The 19,241-nt window shown below is 68.1% G+C and carries 19 protein-coding genes and 1 pseudogene; 16 read left to right on the top strand and 4 right to left on the bottom strand.

Features of this window, described 5'->3' with window-relative positions; translation table 11 throughout:
- Positions 1–180 precede the first annotated feature (180 nt).
- The gene (locus RUR49_RS11840) at positions 181–393 is read left to right on the top strand and encodes a cold-shock protein (protein ID WP_409146586.1); all 213 of its coding nucleotides are present in this window, start codon (positions 181–183) and stop codon (positions 391–393) included.
- 289 nt (positions 394–682) lie between these two features.
- Complete coding sequence (locus RUR49_RS11835) at positions 683–1,390, top strand: lysophospholipid acyltransferase family protein (protein ID WP_409146585.1); 708 nt, start codon at positions 683–685, stop codon at positions 1,388–1,390.
- Between the two features lie 14 nt (positions 1,391–1,404).
- Here RUR49_RS11835 and RUR49_RS11830 read toward each other — a convergent pair whose 3' ends face one another.
- Positions 1,405–1,626, bottom strand: coding sequence for a toxin-antitoxin system YwqK family antitoxin (locus RUR49_RS11830; RefSeq protein ID WP_409146584.1), 222 nt, complete (start codon positions 1,624–1,626; stop codon positions 1,405–1,407).
- 289 nt (positions 1,627–1,915) lie between these two features.
- Here RUR49_RS11830 and RUR49_RS11825 point away from each other — a divergent pair, with 289 nt between their 5' ends.
- From RUR49_RS11825 to RUR49_RS11805, 5 genes and pseudogenes are all read left to right on the top strand, one after another.
- On the top strand, positions 1,916–2,140 hold the full coding sequence (locus tag RUR49_RS11825) for a DUF2892 domain-containing protein (protein WP_409146583.1): 225 nt from the start codon (positions 1,916–1,918) through the stop codon (positions 2,138–2,140).
- 103 nt (positions 2,141–2,243) lie between these two features.
- Entirely contained in the window at positions 2,244–3,167 is a 924-nt protein-coding gene (locus tag RUR49_RS11820; RefSeq protein WP_409146582.1) for an MBL fold metallo-hydrolase, read from the top strand.
- Positions 3,168–3,210: 43 nt separating this feature from the next.
- Entirely contained in the window at positions 3,211–4,878 is a 1,668-nt protein-coding gene (locus RUR49_RS11815; RefSeq protein WP_409146581.1) for a TIGR01244 family sulfur transferase, read from the top strand.
- A gap of 51 nt (positions 4,879–4,929) precedes the next feature.
- Positions 4,930–6,792: a SulP family inorganic anion transporter gene (locus tag RUR49_RS11810; RefSeq protein WP_409146580.1), complete on the top strand. Its 1,863-nt coding sequence runs from the start codon at positions 4,930–4,932 to the stop codon at positions 6,790–6,792.
- Positions 6,792–7,103 (top strand): annotated as a pseudogene (locus RUR49_RS11805) (ArsR/SmtB family transcription factor); the annotation flags it as partial. The gene RUR49_RS11810 and the pseudogene RUR49_RS11805, both read left to right, overlap by 1 nt.
- A gap of 282 nt (positions 7,104–7,385) precedes the next feature.
- Here RUR49_RS11805 and RUR49_RS11800 read toward each other — a convergent pair.
- Entirely contained in the window at positions 7,386–7,862 is a 477-nt protein-coding gene (locus RUR49_RS11800; protein ID WP_409146579.1) for a hypothetical protein, read from the bottom strand.
- 734 nt (positions 7,863–8,596) lie between these two features.
- Between RUR49_RS11800 and RUR49_RS11795 the strand changes: the two genes are divergently transcribed.
- The 8 genes from RUR49_RS11795 (at position 8,597) to RUR49_RS11760 (ending at position 16,604) form a co-directional block, all read left to right on the top strand.
- Positions 8,597–9,898, top strand: a complete 1,302-nt coding sequence (locus RUR49_RS11795) for a tyrosine-type recombinase/integrase (RefSeq protein ID WP_409146578.1) — start codon at positions 8,597–8,599, stop codon at positions 9,896–9,898.
- Positions 9,895–10,401, top strand: a complete 507-nt coding sequence (locus tag RUR49_RS11790; RefSeq protein WP_409146577.1) for a hypothetical protein — start codon at positions 9,895–9,897, stop codon at positions 10,399–10,401. The genes RUR49_RS11795 and RUR49_RS11790 overlap by 4 nt, the downstream gene beginning before the upstream one ends.
- 72 nt (positions 10,402–10,473) lie before the next feature.
- Positions 10,474–10,713 (top strand): helix-turn-helix transcriptional regulator, encoded by a 240-nt coding sequence (locus RUR49_RS11785; protein WP_409146576.1) that lies wholly within the window; start codon positions 10,474–10,476, stop codon positions 10,711–10,713.
- Between the two features lie 53 nt (positions 10,714–10,766).
- Positions 10,767–11,180, top strand: a complete 414-nt coding sequence (locus tag RUR49_RS11780; protein ID WP_409146575.1) for a hypothetical protein — start codon at positions 10,767–10,769, stop codon at positions 11,178–11,180.
- A gap of 13 nt (positions 11,181–11,193) precedes the next feature.
- Positions 11,194–15,054, top strand: coding sequence for a hypothetical protein (locus RUR49_RS11775; protein ID WP_409146574.1), 3,861 nt, complete (start codon positions 11,194–11,196; stop codon positions 15,052–15,054).
- A gap of 87 nt (positions 15,055–15,141) precedes the next feature.
- Entirely contained in the window at positions 15,142–15,549 is a 408-nt protein-coding gene (locus RUR49_RS11770; protein ID WP_409146573.1) for an HGGxSTG domain-containing protein, read from the top strand.
- Positions 15,546–15,914, top strand: coding sequence for a hypothetical protein (locus RUR49_RS11765; protein WP_409146572.1), 369 nt, complete (start codon positions 15,546–15,548; stop codon positions 15,912–15,914). Before RUR49_RS11770 ends, RUR49_RS11765 begins: the two co-directional genes overlap by 4 nt.
- 291 nt (positions 15,915–16,205) lie before the next feature.
- A complete protein-coding gene (locus RUR49_RS11760) occupies positions 16,206–16,604 on the top strand; it encodes a hypothetical protein (RefSeq protein ID WP_409146571.1) in 399 nt (132 codons plus the stop codon).
- Between the two features lie 26 nt (positions 16,605–16,630).
- Here the strand turns inward: RUR49_RS11760 and RUR49_RS11755 are convergent, their stop codons facing one another.
- Positions 16,631–17,308 (bottom strand): recombinase family protein, encoded by a 678-nt coding sequence (locus tag RUR49_RS11755; RefSeq protein ID WP_409146570.1) that lies wholly within the window; start codon positions 17,306–17,308, stop codon positions 16,631–16,633.
- A 392-nt stretch (positions 17,309–17,700) separates the two neighbouring features.
- Positions 17,701–18,045, bottom strand: a complete 345-nt coding sequence (locus RUR49_RS11750; protein ID WP_409146569.1) for a hypothetical protein — start codon at positions 18,043–18,045, stop codon at positions 17,701–17,703.
- A 425-nt stretch (positions 18,046–18,470) separates the two neighbouring features.
- Between RUR49_RS11750 and RUR49_RS11745 the strand changes: the two genes are divergently transcribed.
- Positions 18,471–18,944: a hypothetical protein gene (locus tag RUR49_RS11745; protein ID WP_409146568.1), complete on the top strand. Its 474-nt coding sequence runs from the start codon at positions 18,471–18,473 to the stop codon at positions 18,942–18,944.
- Positions 18,945–19,241 lie beyond the last annotated feature (297 nt).

Below are 19,241 nucleotides of genomic sequence, written 5' to 3'. Positions count from 1 at the left end.
TTCCGAAGGCCTTGTAATCCCGGCCGCTTCGGCGCATATTCCGGGTGTCGAAGTACGGTTAGACGAACCGGCGTCGCGGCGTACACGCTGCACTTGCGCTGATAACTTTTCTAACAATATGACGATGATGACGGAGCGCCGGTGGCGCGCCGCACTTTCTCCTGTTTGGATATCTCGAAAATGACCTCTGGAACCGTCAAGTGGTTCAACGCCCAGAAGGGCTTCGGTTTCATCGCCCCCGACAACGGTGGCAGTGACGCTTTCGTCCACATCTCCGCCGTCGAGCGCTCGGGCATGTCCCACCTCTCCGAGGGCCAGCGCGTCGAGTACGAGCTGGTGGTGGACCGTCGCACCGGCAAGTCCTCGGCCGAGAAGCTTCAGCCCATCACCTGATGATGGGTCGCGGCAGGCCTGGCGCCGCCGCTTGAGATCGTGCTTTCCGCCACGGCCGACCACGGATGTACCGGCGGCCCGGCGGAAAGCCTCTCTCCGCAGCGACTTCGCGTCTGCCTCTCGTACGGCCCCTCTGTTCGCAGTGGGGCCGTCGTCGTTTCTGGCGCGTCTTGCTTTTCCGGCGAGTCTTGCAGGAGGCGTCGTTTCCGAGGTTTATCCCCGGAGGCGTCGGTCCGGCGCCTGTTCCCGAGTCGTCGTTTCCGACGCTTGTCCCGGAGCGGCCGTTCGAATGTCCAGCCTGAAGCGGCTCGCGAAGCATGTGGTGACGCCGGCCCTCGTCGGCCGCCTCGCCGCCCGCTATCTGCGCTTCGTGTGGACGACCAATCGCTGGGTCGCCGGCGCCGTCGATCCCTATGAGGTCGCCGAGGGCCACATGCCGGCGATCATCGCGATGTGGCACGGCCAGCACTTCCTGGTGCCGTTCGTGCGCCGCCCCGACCACCCCTCCGTCAGCCTCGTCTCGCGCTCGAGCGACGGCGAGATCGCCGCCACCATCGTCGAGGATCTCGGCGTGCGGGCGATCCGCGGCTCAGGCGCCGGCGCCCGCAAGACCGTCAAGAAGGGCGGCGCGTCGGCCCTGCTCGGCATGGTGCGGGCGCTGAAGGGCGGCGAATCCGTCGTGCTCACTGCCGACGTGCCGAAGGTGGCGCGGGTGTGCGGGGCCGGCATCATCGCTCTCGCCCGGATCTCCGGCCGGCCGATCGTGCCGCTGGCGGTGGTGACGAGCCGCTCGTGGACTGTCGGGTCCTGGGACCGGGCGTCGGTCCCGCTGCCGTTCGGCCGCAAGATCGCGGTGGCGAGCGCGCCGATCTACGTCGCCGCCGACGCCTCGCCGGAGGCGCTGGAAGAGGCGCGCCTGGCGGTGGAGGCGGCGATGGTCGCCGTCCACGCTGCGGCCGACGCGGCGCTCGGGCGCAAGGCAGCGCCGTCGGCCTGAGGCGGGCTGGGCCGTTATCCCTTCATCACCGTGACCTTGTAGACGGCGCCGGTCTTGTCGTAGGTCGTCCACGCGCCGACCTGGCGGCCGGCCTCGAAGCGCCCGGAGCGCAGGCGCGTGCCGTCCTTGCGGAACCACTGCCAGTCGCCCTCCGGCACGCCGTCGCGCATCGGCCCGACGGCCCAGAGGCTGCCGTCCTTGTGATAGTGCCGGTGCTCCGTCGGCTCCTCGGACATCCTCCGTCCCCCTCCGCTCCCCGGGCCGATCTGCGGGCTGCGCGCCTCCGCTGCGCCTGATCGCGGACCCGTCGGCCGAACGCGCCCAGGGTGGGTGTGGTTCGGGGCAGCAGGAAGGATCGTGTCCTCCTCAGCCCCGACCGCGCAACGCAACGGGCGCCGCCCGGACCGGCGGCCGACCGCGGCCGTGTGATCCGGGTCGCGGGCGGCCACCTCCGGATGATACCGGATCCCCTTGACTGTTATATTCGAAATAACGAAGATACGTAGACAACAAGGGAGAGCCGTCATGTCCAACGTCGGAACCGTCGACCGCCTGCTGCGTGCCCTCGTCGGGCTGGTGCTGATCGCCGTGCCGTTCATCGGCGGAGCGGAGCAACTCGGCTCCTTCGCCTATGGCGGCTCGCTGTGGTGGCTGCCCGTCGTCGTCGGCCTGGTGGCAATCGCCACCGCGGCGATGCGCTTCTGCCCGCTCTACCGGGTGCTCGGCATCCGCACCTGCCGGATCAACTGACCGTCCCGTCACAATGTCCCCCGCCGGCGCGGTGGCGTCGGCCGCGCGAGCCAATCCTCGCCGCCGGTCCGCCGGCGGTGCCAGAAACGAAGAGGAAATCGCCATGAACACCGCACTGGAGACCAGGGCCGTCGAGACGACCGTGAAGCCGCACGCCGCCGTCGCCGGCCCCGACGTCACCGCCTTCTTCGACGAGGCGACCTTCACTGTCAGCTACGTGGTGAAGGATCCGGGCTCGAACGCCTGCGCCATCGTCGACTCGGTGCTCGACTTCGATCCCGCCTCCGGGCGCACCTCGACGAAGTCGGCCGATGCGATCGTCGAGCACGTCCGCCGCCACGGGCTCACCGTCGAATGGCTGCTCGAGACGCACGTCCACGCCGACCACCTGTCGGCGGCGCCGTATCTCAAGGAGCGCGTCGGCGGCAAGCTCGCAATCGGCTTCAACATCACCATCGTGCAGAACGTCTTCGGCAAGATCTTCAATGCCGGGACCGAGTTCCAGCGCGACGGCAGCCAGTTCGACCACCTGTTCCAGGACTGCGAGACGTTCTCGATCGGCGGCCTCGAAGGCCGCGTCATGCACACCCCCGGCCACACGCCGGCGTGCATGACCTTCGTCATCGGCGACGCCGCCTTCGTCGGCGACACGCTGTTCATGCCGGACTTCGGCACCGCCCGGGCAGACTTCCCCGGCGGCGACGCGCGCACGCTCTATCGCTCGATCCAGACGGTGCTGTCGCTGCCGGCCGAGACGCGGCTGTTCCTCTGCCACGACTACAAGGCCCCCGGCCGCGACGAGTATCGCTGGGAGACGACGGTGGCCGAGGAGAAGGCGAAGAACGTCCACGTCCACGAGGGCGTCAGCGAGGACGAATTCGTCGCCATGCGCACCGCCCGCGACGCGACGCTGTCGATGCCGCGGCTGATCCTGCCGTCGGTGCAGGTGAACATGCGCGCCGGCGAGATGCCGCCGCCCGAGGACAACGGCCAGCGCTACCTGAAGCTGCCGGTCAACCTGCTCTGAGCTTCGGCGCCCAACACCCAAGAAAATCCGGAGGAGCGAAGCCATGGACGTGAAGCGTCTCGACGAGGGCCTGTCGGTCACCGCCCAGATCCGGCCGGAGGACGTGCCGGCGCTCGCCGCCGCGGGCTTCCGGTCGATCATCGTCAACCGGCCGGACGGGGAGGGGGCGGACCAGCCGTCGTTCGCCGAGATCGCCGCTGCGGCGGCCGCAAGCGGCCTCGAAGCGCGCTATCTGCCGGTCACCCCCGGCAAGGTGCGCGACGAGGACGCCGCCGACTTCGCCGCGGCGATGGCGGCGCTGCCGAAGCCGGCGCTCGCCTTCTGCCGCACCGGCACGCGCTCGACGACGCTGTGGGCGCTCTCGGAAGCGGGCAAGCGGCCGCTGCCGGAGATCCTGGCCACCGCCAGGGCGGCCGGCTACGACATGTCGGGCATCGCCCGCCGCGTGCTCGCCGGCGGCAAGGTCTCGACCGCCGGCGCGGTGGCGAGCCACGACGTCGTCATCGTCGGCGGCGGATCGGCCGGCATCGCGGTCGCCTCCAGCCTGCTCGCGCGCCGGCCCGACCTCGACATCGCCATCATCGAGCCGGCCGACATCCACTACTACCAGCCCGGCTGGACGCTGGTGGGGGCGGGCGTCTTCGACCCGCTCGTCACCCGCCGCGACATGGCGCGCGTGCTGCCGCGTGGCGTCCACTGGATCAAGGCGGCCGTGGCCGCCTTCGAGCCGGAGGAAAACGCCGTGCTGCTCGAGGGCTGCCGGCCGGTGACCTATCGCCAACTCGTCGTCTGCCCGGGCCTGAAGCTCGACTGGAACGGCATCGCCGGCCTTGCCGAGACACTCGGCCAGAACGGCGTCACCTCCAACTACCGCTACGATCTCGCTCCCTACACCTGGCAGCTGGTGCAGGAGCTGAAGCGCGGCAAGGCGCTGTTCACCCAGCCGCCGATGCCGATCAAGTGCGCCGGCGCGCCGCAGAAGGCGATGTATCTCTCCTGCGACCACTGGCGCCGCAGCGGCCGGCTGAAGGACATCGACGTCGGCTTACACACCGCAGGCGCCGTGCTGTTCGGTGTGCCCGACTACGTGCCGGCGCTGATGGAATATGTCGAGCGCTACGGCATCGCGCTGAACTTCGGCGAGACGCTGGTGTCCGTCGACGGGCCGGGCAGGCTCGCCCGCTTCCGCCGCGCCACGGCGGACGGCGGCACCGAGATCGTCGAGCGCGGCTTCGACATGCTGCACGCCGTGCCGCCGCAGACGGCGCCGGACTTCGTCCGCGTCAGCCCGCTCGCCGATGCGGCGGGCTGGGTGGCGGCCGACCCGGCGAGCCTGCGCCACCCGAAGTACGCCAACGTTTCGACCCTCGGCGACGCCGCCGGCACGGCCAACGCCAAGACGGCGGCGGCGGCGCGCAAGCAGGCGCCGGTGGTGGCGCAGAACGTCCTCGTCGGCCTCGGCCTCGCCAAGGGCGACGCCGTCTATGACGGCTACGGCTCGTGCCCGCTGACGGTGGAGAAGGGCAAGATCGTGCTCGCCGAGTTCGGCTATGGCGGCAAGCTCGCCCCGAGCTTCCCGACCTGGCTGATCGACGGAACGCGCCCGACGCGCGCCGCCTGGTGGCTGAAGGAGCGAATCCTGCCGCCGATGTACTGGCAGGGCATGCTGAAGGGCCGTGAATGGATGGCCAAGCCCGAGATCACCGGCTGAGGCAGGGCGGGACGGCGGACGGTCGTGACGAATGGAAGGCGGGACGGGCCGATGAAGCTCGAGACTGAGACGAACGGCCCGGCCGGCGCGCGCCCGCCCGCCCCGCTTGCGGCCGGCCGGGGGCTCGCCCGCTTCTTCCCCGTGCTGTCGTGGGCGCCGCGCTACCGCCGCGCCGAGGCCGGGCGCGATCTGCTCGCCGCCGTCATCGTCACGATCATGCTGATCCCGCAGAGCCTCGCCTACGCGATGCTCGCCGGGCTGCCGCCGGAGGTGGGTCTCTATGCCAGCGTCGCGCCGCTGGTGCTCTATGCGATCTTCGGCACCTCGAGCGCGCTCGCCGTCGGCCCCGTCGCGGTGGTGTCGCTGATGACCGCCTCGGCGGTCGGCGGTGTCGCCGCCGTCGGAACGCCGGAGTACGCGGCCGCCGCCGTGGCGCTGGCGCTGCTGTCGGGGCTGATGCTGATCGCGCTCGGCGTGCTCAGGCTCGGGTTCCTGGCGAACTTCCTCAGCCACCCGGTGATCGCCGGTTTCATTTCCGCCTCCGGCATCCTGATCGCCGCGAGCCAGCTGAAGGACCTCCTCGGCATCAAGGGGAGCGGCCAGACGCTGATCGAGCTCGGCCGGTCGCTGCTGCCGCAGCTCACCGAGGCGAACATCTGGACGGCGGTCGTCGGCTTCGGCACGCTCGCCTTCCTGTTCTGGGTGCGCCGCGGGCTGAAGCCCATGCTCGCCCGCCTCGGCATCACCGGCCGCAGCGCCGACCTCGCCGCCCGGCTCGGGCCGGTGGTGGCGGTGGCGGCGGGCATCCTCGCCTCGTGGGGCTTCGACCTCGCCGGGCGCGGCGTCGCGGTGGTCGGCGCCGTGCCGGCCGGGCTGCCGCCGTTCGCGCTGCCGCCGCTCGACCCGGCGCTGTGGCTCGACCTCGCAGGCGCCGCGGCCCTCATCTCCATCGTCGGCTTCGTCGAATCCGTCTCCGTCGCGCAGACGCTCGCGGCCAAGCGGAGGGAGCGCATCGAGCCCGACCAGGAACTCGTGGCGCTCGGCGCCGCCAACATCGGCGCGGCCGTTTCCGGCGGCTATCCGGTGACCGGCGGCTTCGCCCGCTCGGTGGTGAACTTCGACGCGGGGGCGGCGACCCCCGCCGCCGGCGCCTACACCGCCGTCGGCATTGCGCTCGCGACGCTGCTGCTGACGCCGCTTCTCACGGCGCTGCCGCGGGCGACGCTGGCCGCCACCATCGTCGTCGCCGTGCTGTCGCTGGTCGACCTTGCCGTGCTGAAGCGCACCTGGGTCTACTCGAAGGCCGATTTCGCCGCGGTGGCGGCGACGATGCTGGTGACGCTGATGGTCGGCGTCGAGATCGGCGTCAGCGCCGGCGTCGGCGTCTCGGTGGCGCTGTTCCTCTACCGCACCAGCCGGCCACACATGGCGGTGGTCGGCCAGGTGCCGGGCACCGAGCACTTCCGCAACATCGACCGCCACACGGTTGCCACCTCGCCGGCCGTGCTCGGCGTGCGCGTCGACGAGAGCCTCTACTTCGCCAACAGCCGCTTCCTCGAAGACCGCATCGCCGCCCTCGTCTCCGCCCGGCCGGACGTCCGCCACGTCGTGCTGCAGTGCTCGGCGGTGAACGAGATCGACGCGAGCGCGCTCGAAAGCCTCGAGGAGATCAACCGGCGGCTCGCCGACCTCGGCGTCGGCTTCCATCTCTCCGAGGTGAAGGGACCGGTGATGGACCGCCTCGGCCGCACCGACTTCTTCGACCATCTCGGCGGCCGTGTTTTCCGCAGCCACTATGACGCCATCGCCGCCCTTGACCCGGGCTCGCTGACGGGCGGGGCCGATGCGGGCGTCTCCCGTGGGCCCGACGGCGGGGGCTCCCCGGCCGGCAAACCCGTGCTATCGGTGCCGTGATGAACGTCGATCCCGCCATCATGTCGTCCGCCGCCGACAAGGCGAGCGAGCTCCTGAAGTCGCTGGCGAACCGCCACCGGCTCCTGATCCTGTGCCGGCTGATCGAGGCCGAGCACTCGGTCGGCCAGCTCGCCGCCGCCCTCGATCTGCGCGATTCGACCGTCTCCCAGCACCTGGCGCTGCTGCGCAAGGACGGCCTGGTGGCGGCCCGCCGCGATGGCCAGACGATGTGGTACGGCATCGTCAGCCCACCGGCGCGCCGCATCGTCGAGACCCTCTACGACCTGTTCTGCAGCGCCGAGGCGTGCGGGGCGGCGGGGGAGGGGGGTGAAGCGAGCCGCGAGGGTGGGGGCCGGGGCTCGGCGGCACGGCTGGAGACGGCAGCGGGGTCCGGGGAGCGGGGCTGACGGTGGCGCGCTGAGGGGGCGCCGAGGGTGAGCCGGCTTCGTCAGGTTGCTGCTGATGTTCTGTCGAGGACACAGCGCATCCGAGGCTGAAGCCACGCCTCCCGTCGCGGGAACGGGCGGTGATGACGGACGGCTGCGGAGGCCGTGGCGCGTGCGAAGCCTCGGTTGGTGAGGGGCCAGGAACCGCTACGGCTTGGCGATCTTCATGGCCGTCACGGCGGCCCACGGCGTGCCGGCGATGGACACCCACCCGAGCAGCATCTGCTTGTCGGGGGAAATCGACAGCTTCGCGCCGTTGACGAAGTAGGTCACGTTGCCGAGAACCAGGCCAAAATCATTCGAAAAAACAATATCTCCGCTGAAGGCGACCGTGCAATTCGATGCTTTCATGGCGAGTTTTCGGTTGGACGGAGCAATAAAGAAGCTTCCTGGATCTCCACTGTTATTGACCGTTTCGCAATCGCCCGGTGTAATCGTTCCGTCAGCCTTGATGTTGAGGATGCAGCTCAAGAACTGGACGCGCTCTGCGCCGTCGATGGTGATTGTGCGATTGAGGTCGAAGTTGAACCGCCATTTCCCCTTGAGGTCGGCCTGCGTACAGGCGGCGAATGCGGCGGACGGGAGGGTGACGGCCAAGGCTGCTGCCAGCAGACGGGTGAACATGGGACCCTCCAAGCTTACGGCCTCACCGGCGATCACGCGCCAACCACAATCCGATGATGGAAGACAGTAAGCACGCGGTGGCCGCGCGTCAGTCACAGCCGTGTGATGGCCGAGACGGTTGGTCCGGCGACGCGACCTGTGAGGGTTGGCTGTAAGGCCGTTTCTTCGCTTCCTCGCCTCCCGCCCCGGCGCGCCACCGCATTCAGCGATGAAGTCGACGTCTGGCCTTGAGGGCGGGGTGAATCCCATCGATAGCGTCTGTCAGGACAGGTACACCCCAGCCACTCGCTGCGCGCTCGATCGTTGGGAGTGACGATCCGGGGGCAGCGACAATCTTCGCCTGCGATTGTCAGACGAGGTGCCGGTCGGCGCGCAGTTTTCCAGATGGCGTCAGGGGTGTCGATACCGAAGTGTCAAATCCACGTTTCCGTAGACATGCGGTCGATCGACGATTTTGAAGGTCTGGCGAGCCCAGCCAAGCGCTTGGAAGTGTTGGCTCCCCGGGCCGGATTCGAACCAGCGACCAACCGGTTAACAGTCAGATGTTGGTGACCGTTCCTGTCACCATGAGGCCTGTCGTGAACCTTTGAAAACCACGGAATCCCAGTCACTTAACTGGTCACGTGGTGTCACCTTCGGACTAGAAGTGTCGACAGAGGCCGCGCTTTCCCGTACATAAATCCGCACATCACGCGACCAACCGGCCGCGTGCCTCGCCCCTCGAGGTCTCCGCGGTGCCTGTCGCCACTCTCACCGACCGCTTCGTCAGCACTGCCAAGCCGGCCGCCGGGAAGCGGCAAACGGAATTCTTCGATGGGCTCGTGCGCGGGCTCGCATTCCTGGTGTCGAGCGGCGGCGCGCGGTCGTGGTTTCTCATCTTCACCCGACCGGCTGACGGGAAGCGCGCCCGCATCAAGCTTGGCACCTATCCCGAAATGTCCCTCGCAGAGGCACGTCGGGCGGCACGCGAGACGCGGGCGAGGATCGGCGAGGGTGTCGACCCTGTCGCCGCGAAGGCGGCAGAGGCGGCCGCTATGCGGGTCCGCGACCTAGTGGAAAGCTACCTAGCCCGACACGTCGTGGCGAAGCGGTCCGCCGCCGAGATTGGCCGACGCCTCCGGAAGAACGTCGTGGAGGCCATCGGCGATGTGAAGCTGTCGGCCCTTCACCGGCGCGACGTCACGCGCGCAATAGACGCCGTCGCGGACAGGGGCGCCGTGATCGAGGCGAACCGAGTGGCGCAAGATCTTCGGGCGATGCTGCGATGGGCGGCCGGGCGCGGGGATGTCGACCCGAGCATCGCGCTCGCCATCCGCCTTCCGACGCCTGCGACGCCGCGGGAGCGGGTGCTTTCCGCGGGCGAGCTCCGCACCGTGTGGGCGGCGCTCCCCGCCGCTGGCATGACCGAAGGAATGCGCCGCATCCTCCGGCTTTGCCTCATCACCGGCCAACGGGTCGGTGAAGTCGCAGGGATGACACGCGACGAGATAGACCTTGACGCCGCGGTTTGGACAATCCCCGGCCGCCGCGCGAAGAACGGTCGCGACCACGTTGTGCCGTTGTCCCCAATGGCGCTCGCCACGATCCGCCGGCAGCTTGCCGACGTCGACGCCGCAGACGAACGGCGCGAGCGTCGCGAGGGGCGGGGCAGGGGCGCGACGCCGTTTGTGTTCCCCGCCCCGGGCGGACGCGCGCCCATCACCGTGCAAGCCGTCTCAAAAGCGGTGAAGCGGGAGGAGTCGCCCACGGCCGGCGCGAAGGTGCCGACCGCGCCGGGCGTGGCGCCGTGGACGCCGCACGACCTTCGTCGGACCGCCGCGACGCATATGGAGGAGCTCGGCGTGTCGCCCTTCGTGGTGGGGCACGTCCTCAACCATGTGAGCGTCACCCGGGCGAGCATTACCAGCCGCGTCTACGCCCGATATGACTATGCCCGCGAGAAGCGGGAGGCACTCGAGCTTTGGGCGAACCGGCTCGCCGCCATCGTCTCCGCGCCTGACGTCGAGCCTCATGTGCACCCGGCGGCTGCACAATGACGAAGGCTCCTCCCGAGCAGCCCCCCGCCATCGCGACCTCGTCGTTTGCAGACCTCTACAGCCAGGCTGGCACGGGCGACCGGCTCATCGAAATTCTGGCGGTGCCGTCCGGCCAGCTTCGATTGACCGGAGCCGCGGGAGACGATGGGCCGCCGGAAATCCTGATACGCCTCCTAGCCGAGCTTGCCGGCGAAGAGCCCGACGACGTCGTGCGCGCCTTCGGCGACAAGGGCAACGTTCTGGCGCGGGTGTTCGGGAAGCTTCTCACGCAAGGGCTCACGCAAGAGAAGACCAAAAAGCGCGGACGCGGCCGACCCCGCGACGACGGCGTGCGGCTCGTCGTCTTGATCCTCTCCGACTACCTGTTTGCCTCCGGCGCATCGCAAGCCGAAGCCGAACAGCGGCTTGCGGCGGTATTGAAGAAGCTGGGGGTCAATAAGCAGCCTTCACAGGTACGCCACATCATCGAAAAGGGGCGTGCGCGCTTTCGGGATGGGGGCTGATTTTCTGAGGAATTAAGTAGGGTGCCGAGGATGCACATTTAGCGCCACCTGATAGCAGAGGAGGCCGCTAGTATGGACGTCCGCGCAGCACATGATGACGGGGATGCTCTCGCCACCCTTCGACAAGGCCGCAGCCTTGCGGAGCCGCTGTCCTACAGAGATGGCGCGCGGCTGGCGGGAGTCTCGCTTCGCACCTTCCGGCGCATCGTTGCGCGGGGCGAAATCCCGGCCATCAAAGTCAGCCCCCGCCGTGTCGTCTTTCGGCCCGACGACATCCGCGCCCACCTCGAGCGTTGCCAGGTGCGACGTTGAAGGGGGCGAACTCTCCCGCGGGTCCGTCGGGTGGGCTCGACGAGCCGTACTTCGTGGCGATCGGCCCTGACGGGACCGTCGTGCACCTGCCGTATGCAGGTTTGGAACGCGCCGCGGCGGCGGCCGACGCCGAGTTCCTGAAGACTGACGACCTCTTTCAGGTGCTCCAACTCCGCCCGATGCTGAAAGCGGAAGTCCCCGACTTCTACAAGCTCAAGCCGGGCGAGCTCGTGCTTTGCGTCTTGTTCGCCGGCAGGACTGTGCGGCGGATTGGTGTTGGCGCTGACGTGCAGGGGGAAGCCGCGATCCGCCACGGGCTGTCGATGCTGAGGCGGTACGACCCTGAGTTCTATTCGGTGCTCCAATCCTGTTTGGACTTCACGCGGCGCGCCGAGCGCTTCATGCGAGCAGCGCCGGGCGCATCTGATTCGAGCCGCCGGCAGCGTCGCCGCTCGGGCCGACGGTAAGGGCGGCAGGCCAATGACTTCCGGCGCCGTCGACAGCGTCACTGTCCTTTATGCGCTTCACGGCATCTTGCCGGCGAAGGTGTTCCGAGGGCCGAACCTCGAGAAAGATCCCCGCCCACAGAACGAGTGGCATTGGCGCGTCGAAACGCGTGAGTTTCGGGACCTGGAGACGCTGCACGCGGTGCTGGCGGAGGTAAGCGCCACCCCCACCGCGTGCGTGATCCGCGGGGCGCCGCTCGACGACACTGATAGGAGCCGCACGCGCCGCCGCAAGGAGCACTTCGCCGATGTTCCCCGCAGATGGGCGATGCTCGACTTTGACGGCATTGCCGCACCCGACGGGCTCGATTGGTTGAACCGGCCGGCGGAGACGGTGGCGTTCCTCCAAAGCCTGTTGCCGGCCGCCTTCCAGGGCGTGGGCTGTCGCTTCAACTATTCCGGCTCGGCAGGCACCGCGGCCGGCGGCGGTATTCGGATGCACCTTTGGTTCATCTTCGACCGGCCGGTATCGAACGCGGCGTTGAAGGCTTGGCTCGGCGACCTGGTGAAGCCGGAAGGCGGGAGGCTCGTCGACCCCGCGCTATTTCGGCCGGTCCAACCTCACTTCACTGCGGCACCTCTCTTCCTCGACGGGGCGCGCGATCCGGTCCCCCTGCGAAGCGGGATTTGGCGCTCGGCGCGCGACGTGGTCGCCGTTGGCGAGGTCGCAGCGTGGCACGAAGAACGGCAACCGCGTGAGGCGGTGGCGCCGGTCGGCGCCCCGACGCCGCGCGCCCTCGCGCCGGCTGGCGGCGGCGGCTTCGATTTCTATCTGTCGCGGATCGGCGACCATGCCGACGGCTTCCACGAACCGGCGAGCCGAGCGGCCGGCGCATGGTTCGCAGCGCGACGCGGGCGTGACCTCGAGGAAGCCGAATTGCTCCTGAGGCTGACGGACGCGATGCGCGCCGCCCCTGTTCGGCCCGGCGAGGCGCGTGAGGCAGAACGGCAGCAACGGATTGCCGACCTCCCGCGGCTCGTCGCCGACATCAAGCGCGCCGAGCTCTCCAACGTCGTGGGCAGTGTCTGTCCGCCGCCCATCGGAATGTTCGCCCTGCCGTTCGCGGACGCCGAGCGGGACCTTGCCGCCGCCGTCAGAGCCGCCTTTGCGGAGATCGAAAAGCGGTTACCTGACGATGGCGCGCCGGCGGTCACTGCGCCCGCTGTGCGCCTTTTTGATCCGCTTCCGTGCCTCGCCATCACCGCCGACCTGGGGCTCGGAAAAACCCGCTCGACCGTCGCTGCGCTCGTCGAGCTCGCCGCCAGGCGCCCTCATGCCGAGCGCTACGCTTACTTCGTGCCGACGATCACCCTCGCCGAACAGGTTGCGCGGGACCTGGACGAAATGGCTGGCCGGCGCATCGCCGGCTTGTGGCGCGGCGCCACCCAACCCGACCCCGCCGACGCGAGCCGGACCATGTGCCGCCGCGCACCCGAGCTAGTCGAAGCCGTCCATGCCGCCGGCGACGAGATCAACACCTTGTGCAAAGGCTGTCCGTTTCACCCGCGGCACTCAGACGACCCGTGCGGCTACCTCACGCAATCGACTGGCGATGAGCGCATTATCGTCATGACGACGGCGATGCTGGCACACGCCAGGCCGGAGGCGATGCGCGGACGGCCCTTCTCCCTCGCCGTCGTCGATGAGCTCAACGTCCTCAGTTTCGTGATCGGTGTGACCGCCGGCGAAGATGACGCCGCGCGCATTCGCGTCGACCTTCGGAAGCTCGGCGCGAGGCGCCGGAAGGCATCCGCTGAGGCGAGCAACCGCGCCAACGACTATGACGAAGCGTGCGCCCGGTTGAAGGCCGTCGTTGCGCAACACGATGCGAGGGGCGAACCCCTTTCGCGTCCGCGGCTCGAGGCGGCCGACCTGACAGGCGCGATCTGCAAGTCCGCGGCCGGCGAGGTTCGGAACCGATGGGCGTTGCCGATCGCCAAGGGCGGGAGTGACGCCGAGATCCTGCGAGCGATCCGAACGGCCGCAGAGGGCGGAAACCCTCCGCATCACGAGACACTTATGTGGCGGCTGCTCGGCGACTTCCTCGCCGGTGACGGCAACGATCAATCCATCAATCTTCACGCTACGGGCGGCCGATACATCGACGTCGCGGCGCTCATACCGATCAACAAGCTTTGGCTCGGTATGCCGATGCTCGTTCTCGACGCCACCCTGGACGAAGAGATCGCCAGACAGCTCCTCCCGAACCTCCAGGTAACAGGGCGGATCGCCGTCCAGGAAACGGCCGTCTACCGCGTCGTCGTGATCGGGCAGGAATTCAGCAAGGCCTATCTCAGGGGCGGTCGCGGCGGTGGCGAGAGGCAAGGTGAACACGGCGCCCACCTTCAGAGCATCGCCGAGCTGATCGCCGCCGTAGCGCACGCCGCCAGGGCGGATGCCGGCAACGCCGTCGGCCCTCTCGTCGGGTGCATCGTCCAGAAAGAGTTCGTCGAGCCACTGCGAAGCCACCTTGCCCGGCTGAAGGCATCCGACCTCGTCATCGTCATGCACTTCAACAACGTGCGTGGCCGCAACGACATGGCGCGGGTGCGGGTGCTCTTCGACATTGGCCGCCCGCTGCCGCAGGTGGGGCAGCTCGAGAAGACGACGGAGGTCTTTTTCGGTCGTCGGCTCGTTGGCGCCATCGGAGGGGGCGCCCCCTTCGAGAAGCGGCCGGCCGCGCTCCGCATGCGCGATGGCACGGGCCGTAGGGTTGAGGTTCGATCGCATCCCGACGCGCGCGCCAACCGCGTTTTGGGGTACATGGTGGACGGAGAGGTCCGCCAGGCGGACGGCCGCGGACGCGGTGTGCGGCGCACGGCGGAAAACCCCCTTCTTGTCGTCGACATGACGGGAACAGCGTCGAGCCCGGCGCGGCCGATTGACGAAGTTGTAGCGGCCGGAGAGCTCATCGGGTGCGCCTCCCCCGTGCGGCTACTCTCTGGCATTGGCATCATTCCTGCCGACAGCGCGGCGGCCGCCAAGCTCCTAGATTGGAGCGACAGCAGCCTCCGGGAAGCGATCGGCGCTGCTGCCGCCGGGCCGAATGCGCTCGCACGCATCACGGCTCTCGACGGCTCCGGACCGGCGGGAGTCGGCAGCGACTTGCTGCGGACCGCGTTGACAGAACCGACTCCCGCGGACCTGGCGGGCTTCCGATCCTTCACGTACCGCGCGGCGGGGCGGCAGAGGGCGCGGCAGCACCGCGTGCTGATCGACGTGCGGCGCCACCGTGATCCGCGCGCCGCCCTCGAGGCCGCGTTAGGGCCGCTGGCGTCATTCGAGCCTGCGGAGCCGCCGCAGTGGTTGGCAGACGCCGCGGCGGCGAGGCGGGCGGCTCTTCACGCCAGGCTGTTCGGCCCAGCGCCGGCGCCGGCGGCGGGTGGTGCGCGGTCCATCTCCGTTTCGTGCGCGGCTTGCGCCCCCGGCAACGTGCGGGAGGTGGCGGAGTGCGCGCGGCTGATCCGATTTTACCGACGGGCGGGTCATCTCGCGCCAGTCGAAATCGGCGCGAGCTCGGCGGCCGCCACGTCTTCAAGGGATGGAGGTTTTCGTTCGGAGCCGGGGGCCCCGGCCCCGTTCAACAAAAAGCCAACTGACAACCTGTCACCGCCGACGTTCACGCTGCCGGTGATCGCGCGGGCTTTGGGGTTTTCGGCGAGGGCGATCGAAGGGCTCAGAGCGTCGCCCCGCGTCAAGTCTTTGAAGCGACGCGGGCTCCCGATGGAAAAGGCAATCCTCCTGGAAATGCGTTGCCGCGTCGGGGAGGAGAAATTCGGCGAGGCAATTAAAGGACTCACGGCTGACAAGCCGATGCGTTCGGCCGCCTCATAATCCATCAGGTCAGTCATGAGAAAACGCATCCACCCGCCCAGGCTTCGGCGCTTGCAGCCTTACCACGGCTCTCAGGAGAACCTCGAGGTGCTCGCCCGGGCGCGGCAGATCCTTCGTCGCATGCGACAGACGGCGCCGATGTGCGGCGCCGCCAGGCGCACGGACGGCGAGCCGTGCCGCAACTTCCCCCTCGAGAACGGCCGTTGCAAGTTTCACGGCGGGCTCGTGCCGAAGGGGAAGAACTGGCACCGCGTCCAGCCGGCGCACAACCCTAAGCGCACCCTGGCGAAGCTGCACGAGATCGAAGCCCGGCAGGCCAAGCAGCGGAAGCGCTTCGCCAGAATGACGCCTGAGGAACGGGAGGCGCATCAGGCGTGGCAGGCATCCCACAACCCGAACCCCCGGAAGCGATGGGAGCGGCGCGTTGCCCTCGAGGCGCGCGAGCTCTTGCGCCTCGCCGACGAGAAAGCACGAGCGAAGGATCTGGACGAATGACGAAGCGCCCAAATGAACCACCGGTGGCCGCGACCGCACCGGCCGCCGACGCCAGGCACGGCGGCACGGCCCCCTCCGACGTCGAGCTTGACGAGTTCCTGAGAAAGGCGATGCCGGCAGCTGTCGCCGCCCTGGTGGCGGTGGCGTCCAACGAGAAGGCAGCCCCCTCGCCGCGGACCACGGCCGCCATCGCGTTGCTTCGGGCGGTCGGGGTGCTGTCGCCGATCACGGTACGGGTCGGGAGCGAAGTGGAACGCCTGACGCCTGCCGAAATGGGTGCGGTGCTCTCGACGGCGGCAGCTCTTTCGGAACGGCGCGGCCGCATCGGCGCACGTCGGCCGGCCGCCGGCGACCTGTTTGAATAGCCGGCGATAACTGTCGAAACCCTTTGCACCGCGATCATGACGCTGCGCCGGGTGTGATAACTGTCGAAACCCTTTGCACGGCGCTCGTCACAGCGCGCCCTGCGGGGAACGACTTTCGGCTTTCTGAGTGTCGGGGCGCTGTCGCCGAAATGCGCACGCGGTGCGCCCGATAACTGTCGAAACTCTTTTTATATAGGAAGGGTTTCGACAGTTATGCGGCCGGCCGAACAAGACGGGCACTCGACCGGCGCGTCACTCGATCGCCGTCCGTTGATCCTGGGGAGGGGAAGCGTGGGAAGATCGCTCAAGGCGGCCGCGTTGGCCGGTTGCATGCTGCTCGTCGCGAGCGTCGCGCCGGCGGCAGCGAAGTGTGGCACGGCCGACTTCAAAGGTGTGTGGGTCTACGGCTCGAGCGGCGGTCAAATCTGCTTGGTTGAAGGCGATCGGGCAGGCGCGATCCGCAACAGCCGGTGCTATTCGGGCGACCTTCGCGAAGATCTGGGCCCCGTACACGGAAAGGTCAGGATCAGCAGCGGCTGCAGGGTCTCCGCAACCGTCACGCAACGCTACCAGGGGAAGGTCTACAAATTCCGCCTCAGTGGTACGCTCGACCGTTCTGGCGAGCGCATCCGCGGCACAGGCAAGGGCGAAGCGGGCACCTTCGGCTTCGACCTGACGAAGCAGTGGTGAGTAGCGCGCGCCGCGCCGGCCATCCATCAGAGGGCTGACGCCTCGCCGTCCGCCTTCACGATCTTGGACAGGGTCGCCAGGGACAGGCGCTCCCCGTGCGCCGCCTCGAGGCGCCCGGCGATGGTCCGCAGCGGATCGCCGTCGACGCGGAACCGGACAGCGTCCGCGATGATCGCCTGTTGCCGCTCGTCGGGCTCGAGGTCGCCGGCTGGCGACACGCGAAAGCCGAATGGGACCTTGCCGCCGAGATAGCGCCCCCGCGCCCGTTGGTCAGCCTTTGTCGTGGCGACCCGTTCCCGGATCCGGTCGCGCTCGGCTTCCGCCACCGCTGACAGGATGGTGAAGACGAGCTTGGAAATCCCGTTGGACGTGACGTCGCCTCCGAGGTCGATCATGTGAAGGCTCACGCCGCGCTCCTTCAGCTTGGCGAGCACGTCCAGCGCGTCAAGCGCCGATCGGAACATGCGGTCGAGCTTCGCCGTGATGACGACGTCGCCAGCCTTGAGCCGCTCCACTAGGGCGCGCCCCTCAGGCCGTTCCGCCAGTGGGCGGGAGCCCGAGACGCCACGCTCGATAAAGCGATGGTCGACCGTGAGACCGACCATGTGCGCGTATCCGTCAATCTGCCGGGTCTGCACGTCCAGGCTTTCACCGTCCGTCGCCTGTCGGTCCGTCGAGACCCGCGCATATCCGTAGACCGCCACTGCCGCCTCCCTTGTTCGCTTGTTCGCTTGCAAGTGACAACCTGTCACGAGCGCGCGGTTTGTTCAAGTGCTGTAGCAAGCGAACAAGCATCAAAACGCTTGGCGTCCGCAATTAGGACTTCTGTCTCGACGTTGCCCCTAGGCCTGCGGCGGCCCGGCGCTGCAGGGAGGGCCGCCAGCGCGCAAACCCGTCACGCGGTTGCCCTGGTGGCCGGACCCTGCATACTGCTCACCAGTGAATTTCTGTGCGGGCTGGCAAGGCCCCGAAGCTTGGCGTCATGGAGATGCGATCCGGCGTCGCTCCCGCCGACATCATACGGTCCGATCCGGCGCGCATGACTGACTGCCCCGTTCGCCGGGTGCGTCGCTGGCCGCCAAGCTGTGACGTGCGATCACTCTTGGCGTTCGACGCCGCGCGAGGCGCCAAACGCCACGACGTTCGCGCGGTCCGTATTAGGAGCGGCGGCCAAGTCGTCGCCAATGGCCTTGCCGAGCTCGCATTCGAACCGCTCGCGGAGCGTGACGTCCACCGACCCCGTCAAGGGAGGGCGCCACTGGTTTGCGACGCCGGCTGCGGCCTCGGCCGCCCATTGCAGGACGCGAGCGTGCGCCTCTATCAACAGGGCGTCGCCTTGCGAGTCACCCCCGCGCTCCCGGATCCGCTCAGCAATGTCCTCGATTTGCGCCGCGACAAGCGAGATTGCGAACAAGAGGTCGGCTTGAGAATCTGACGTCATGGCGTGCGCTCACCGTTGGAGGGACGCCCGAAGTCAAGGCTGTCGCCCGCAGTTCGTCAAGCCATGGCAGTGATAACCTACTGATTTATAATAAGTTTTGTCGGATCACGCGACAGACTGCGGCCCGGCACTTCCGACACAACACGCGGCACCCCGGCCCGACCCCACCCCCCCGGGTATAGACCGATCGCGCGCGCCGGTGACGTCGCCGGGGGCGCAAACAAAAATTGCGAGAAATTGAAACGCCTGACAACTTGTCCTCTCTCCAGACGGTAACGCGATGCCGGGCCCTTCGCACCGACTGCGAAGCGGCAGAAGATGACGGCAGCGGTCCAAGATGTTATTGATCTCGTACTAGTTAGCAGAGAGGCCGAACGCCCCCGCTATGATCTCCGCGCCTTCGAACCGACATCGGGATCGCTTTGATGCCCAGACGTACCCTTAGCACCAGCGAGACCGGTGGCGTCGACATGCGCAGGTTCGCGCGCCTGGTGGCCGAAGGTGTCGCCCACTCCGATGCGATCGTGGAAGCGGGCTTTACCGGCGCGAACCCCAAGAGGGCGGCGGCGCGGCTGCTCGAGGATGAGGACGCGCTTCGCTTCGTTCAGCAGGAACACCGGCGCTACATGACGGCACAGGTGGGGCCCGTCGCCCGCCGCGAGCATCTTCGGATGCTGTCGGATCCGTTGACGCCCCCGGCAGTGAAGGCGCGGCTCGTGGCTATCGCCCTTGAGTATGCGCTGCCCGACGAGAAGGCACCCGAGCACGTGGAGCCCGAAAGGTCCCTTGCAGAGCTCGAGGCCGAGAGGGACGCGTTGGTTGCGAAAATAAGATCGCGACCGATGAAAACGATCGACGTGACGCCCGTTGTCGCGAAGCCGGCAGACCTGTTCGAATGAGGCAGGCGCGACTGTCCATAATCTTAAGCGTGCAGCACCCTCGTCTAAGACCGCCGACGCGACTATGTCAATCTCGACGAGGTGGTGGGTTTTCAGCCCTGAGCAATCGTCATCAGCAAATGGCGTGGCTAGAGGGTCTTCTACTTGTCAGCGTAGGGACCGAGTCGATTTGCCCACAGATACCTTTCTTGGGCATCGGCAGGGGGAGAACGATCCGCATCAATGCGGCGGTTCTCATGATTTCTTCGGTGTTGCTTCCGAAAGGTTTTGTTGACCCCGACAGCCATCCCCCCGATC

The organism is Pseudoxanthobacter sp. M-2 (assembly GCF_046156265.1).
In the GTDB taxonomy this organism is placed as follows: Bacteria; Pseudomonadota; Alphaproteobacteria; order Rhizobiales; family Segnochrobactraceae; genus CAMDHY01.
The sequence above is the reverse complement of the archived record's forward strand: the minus strand, read 5'-3'. Positions and strand labels throughout refer to the sequence as shown.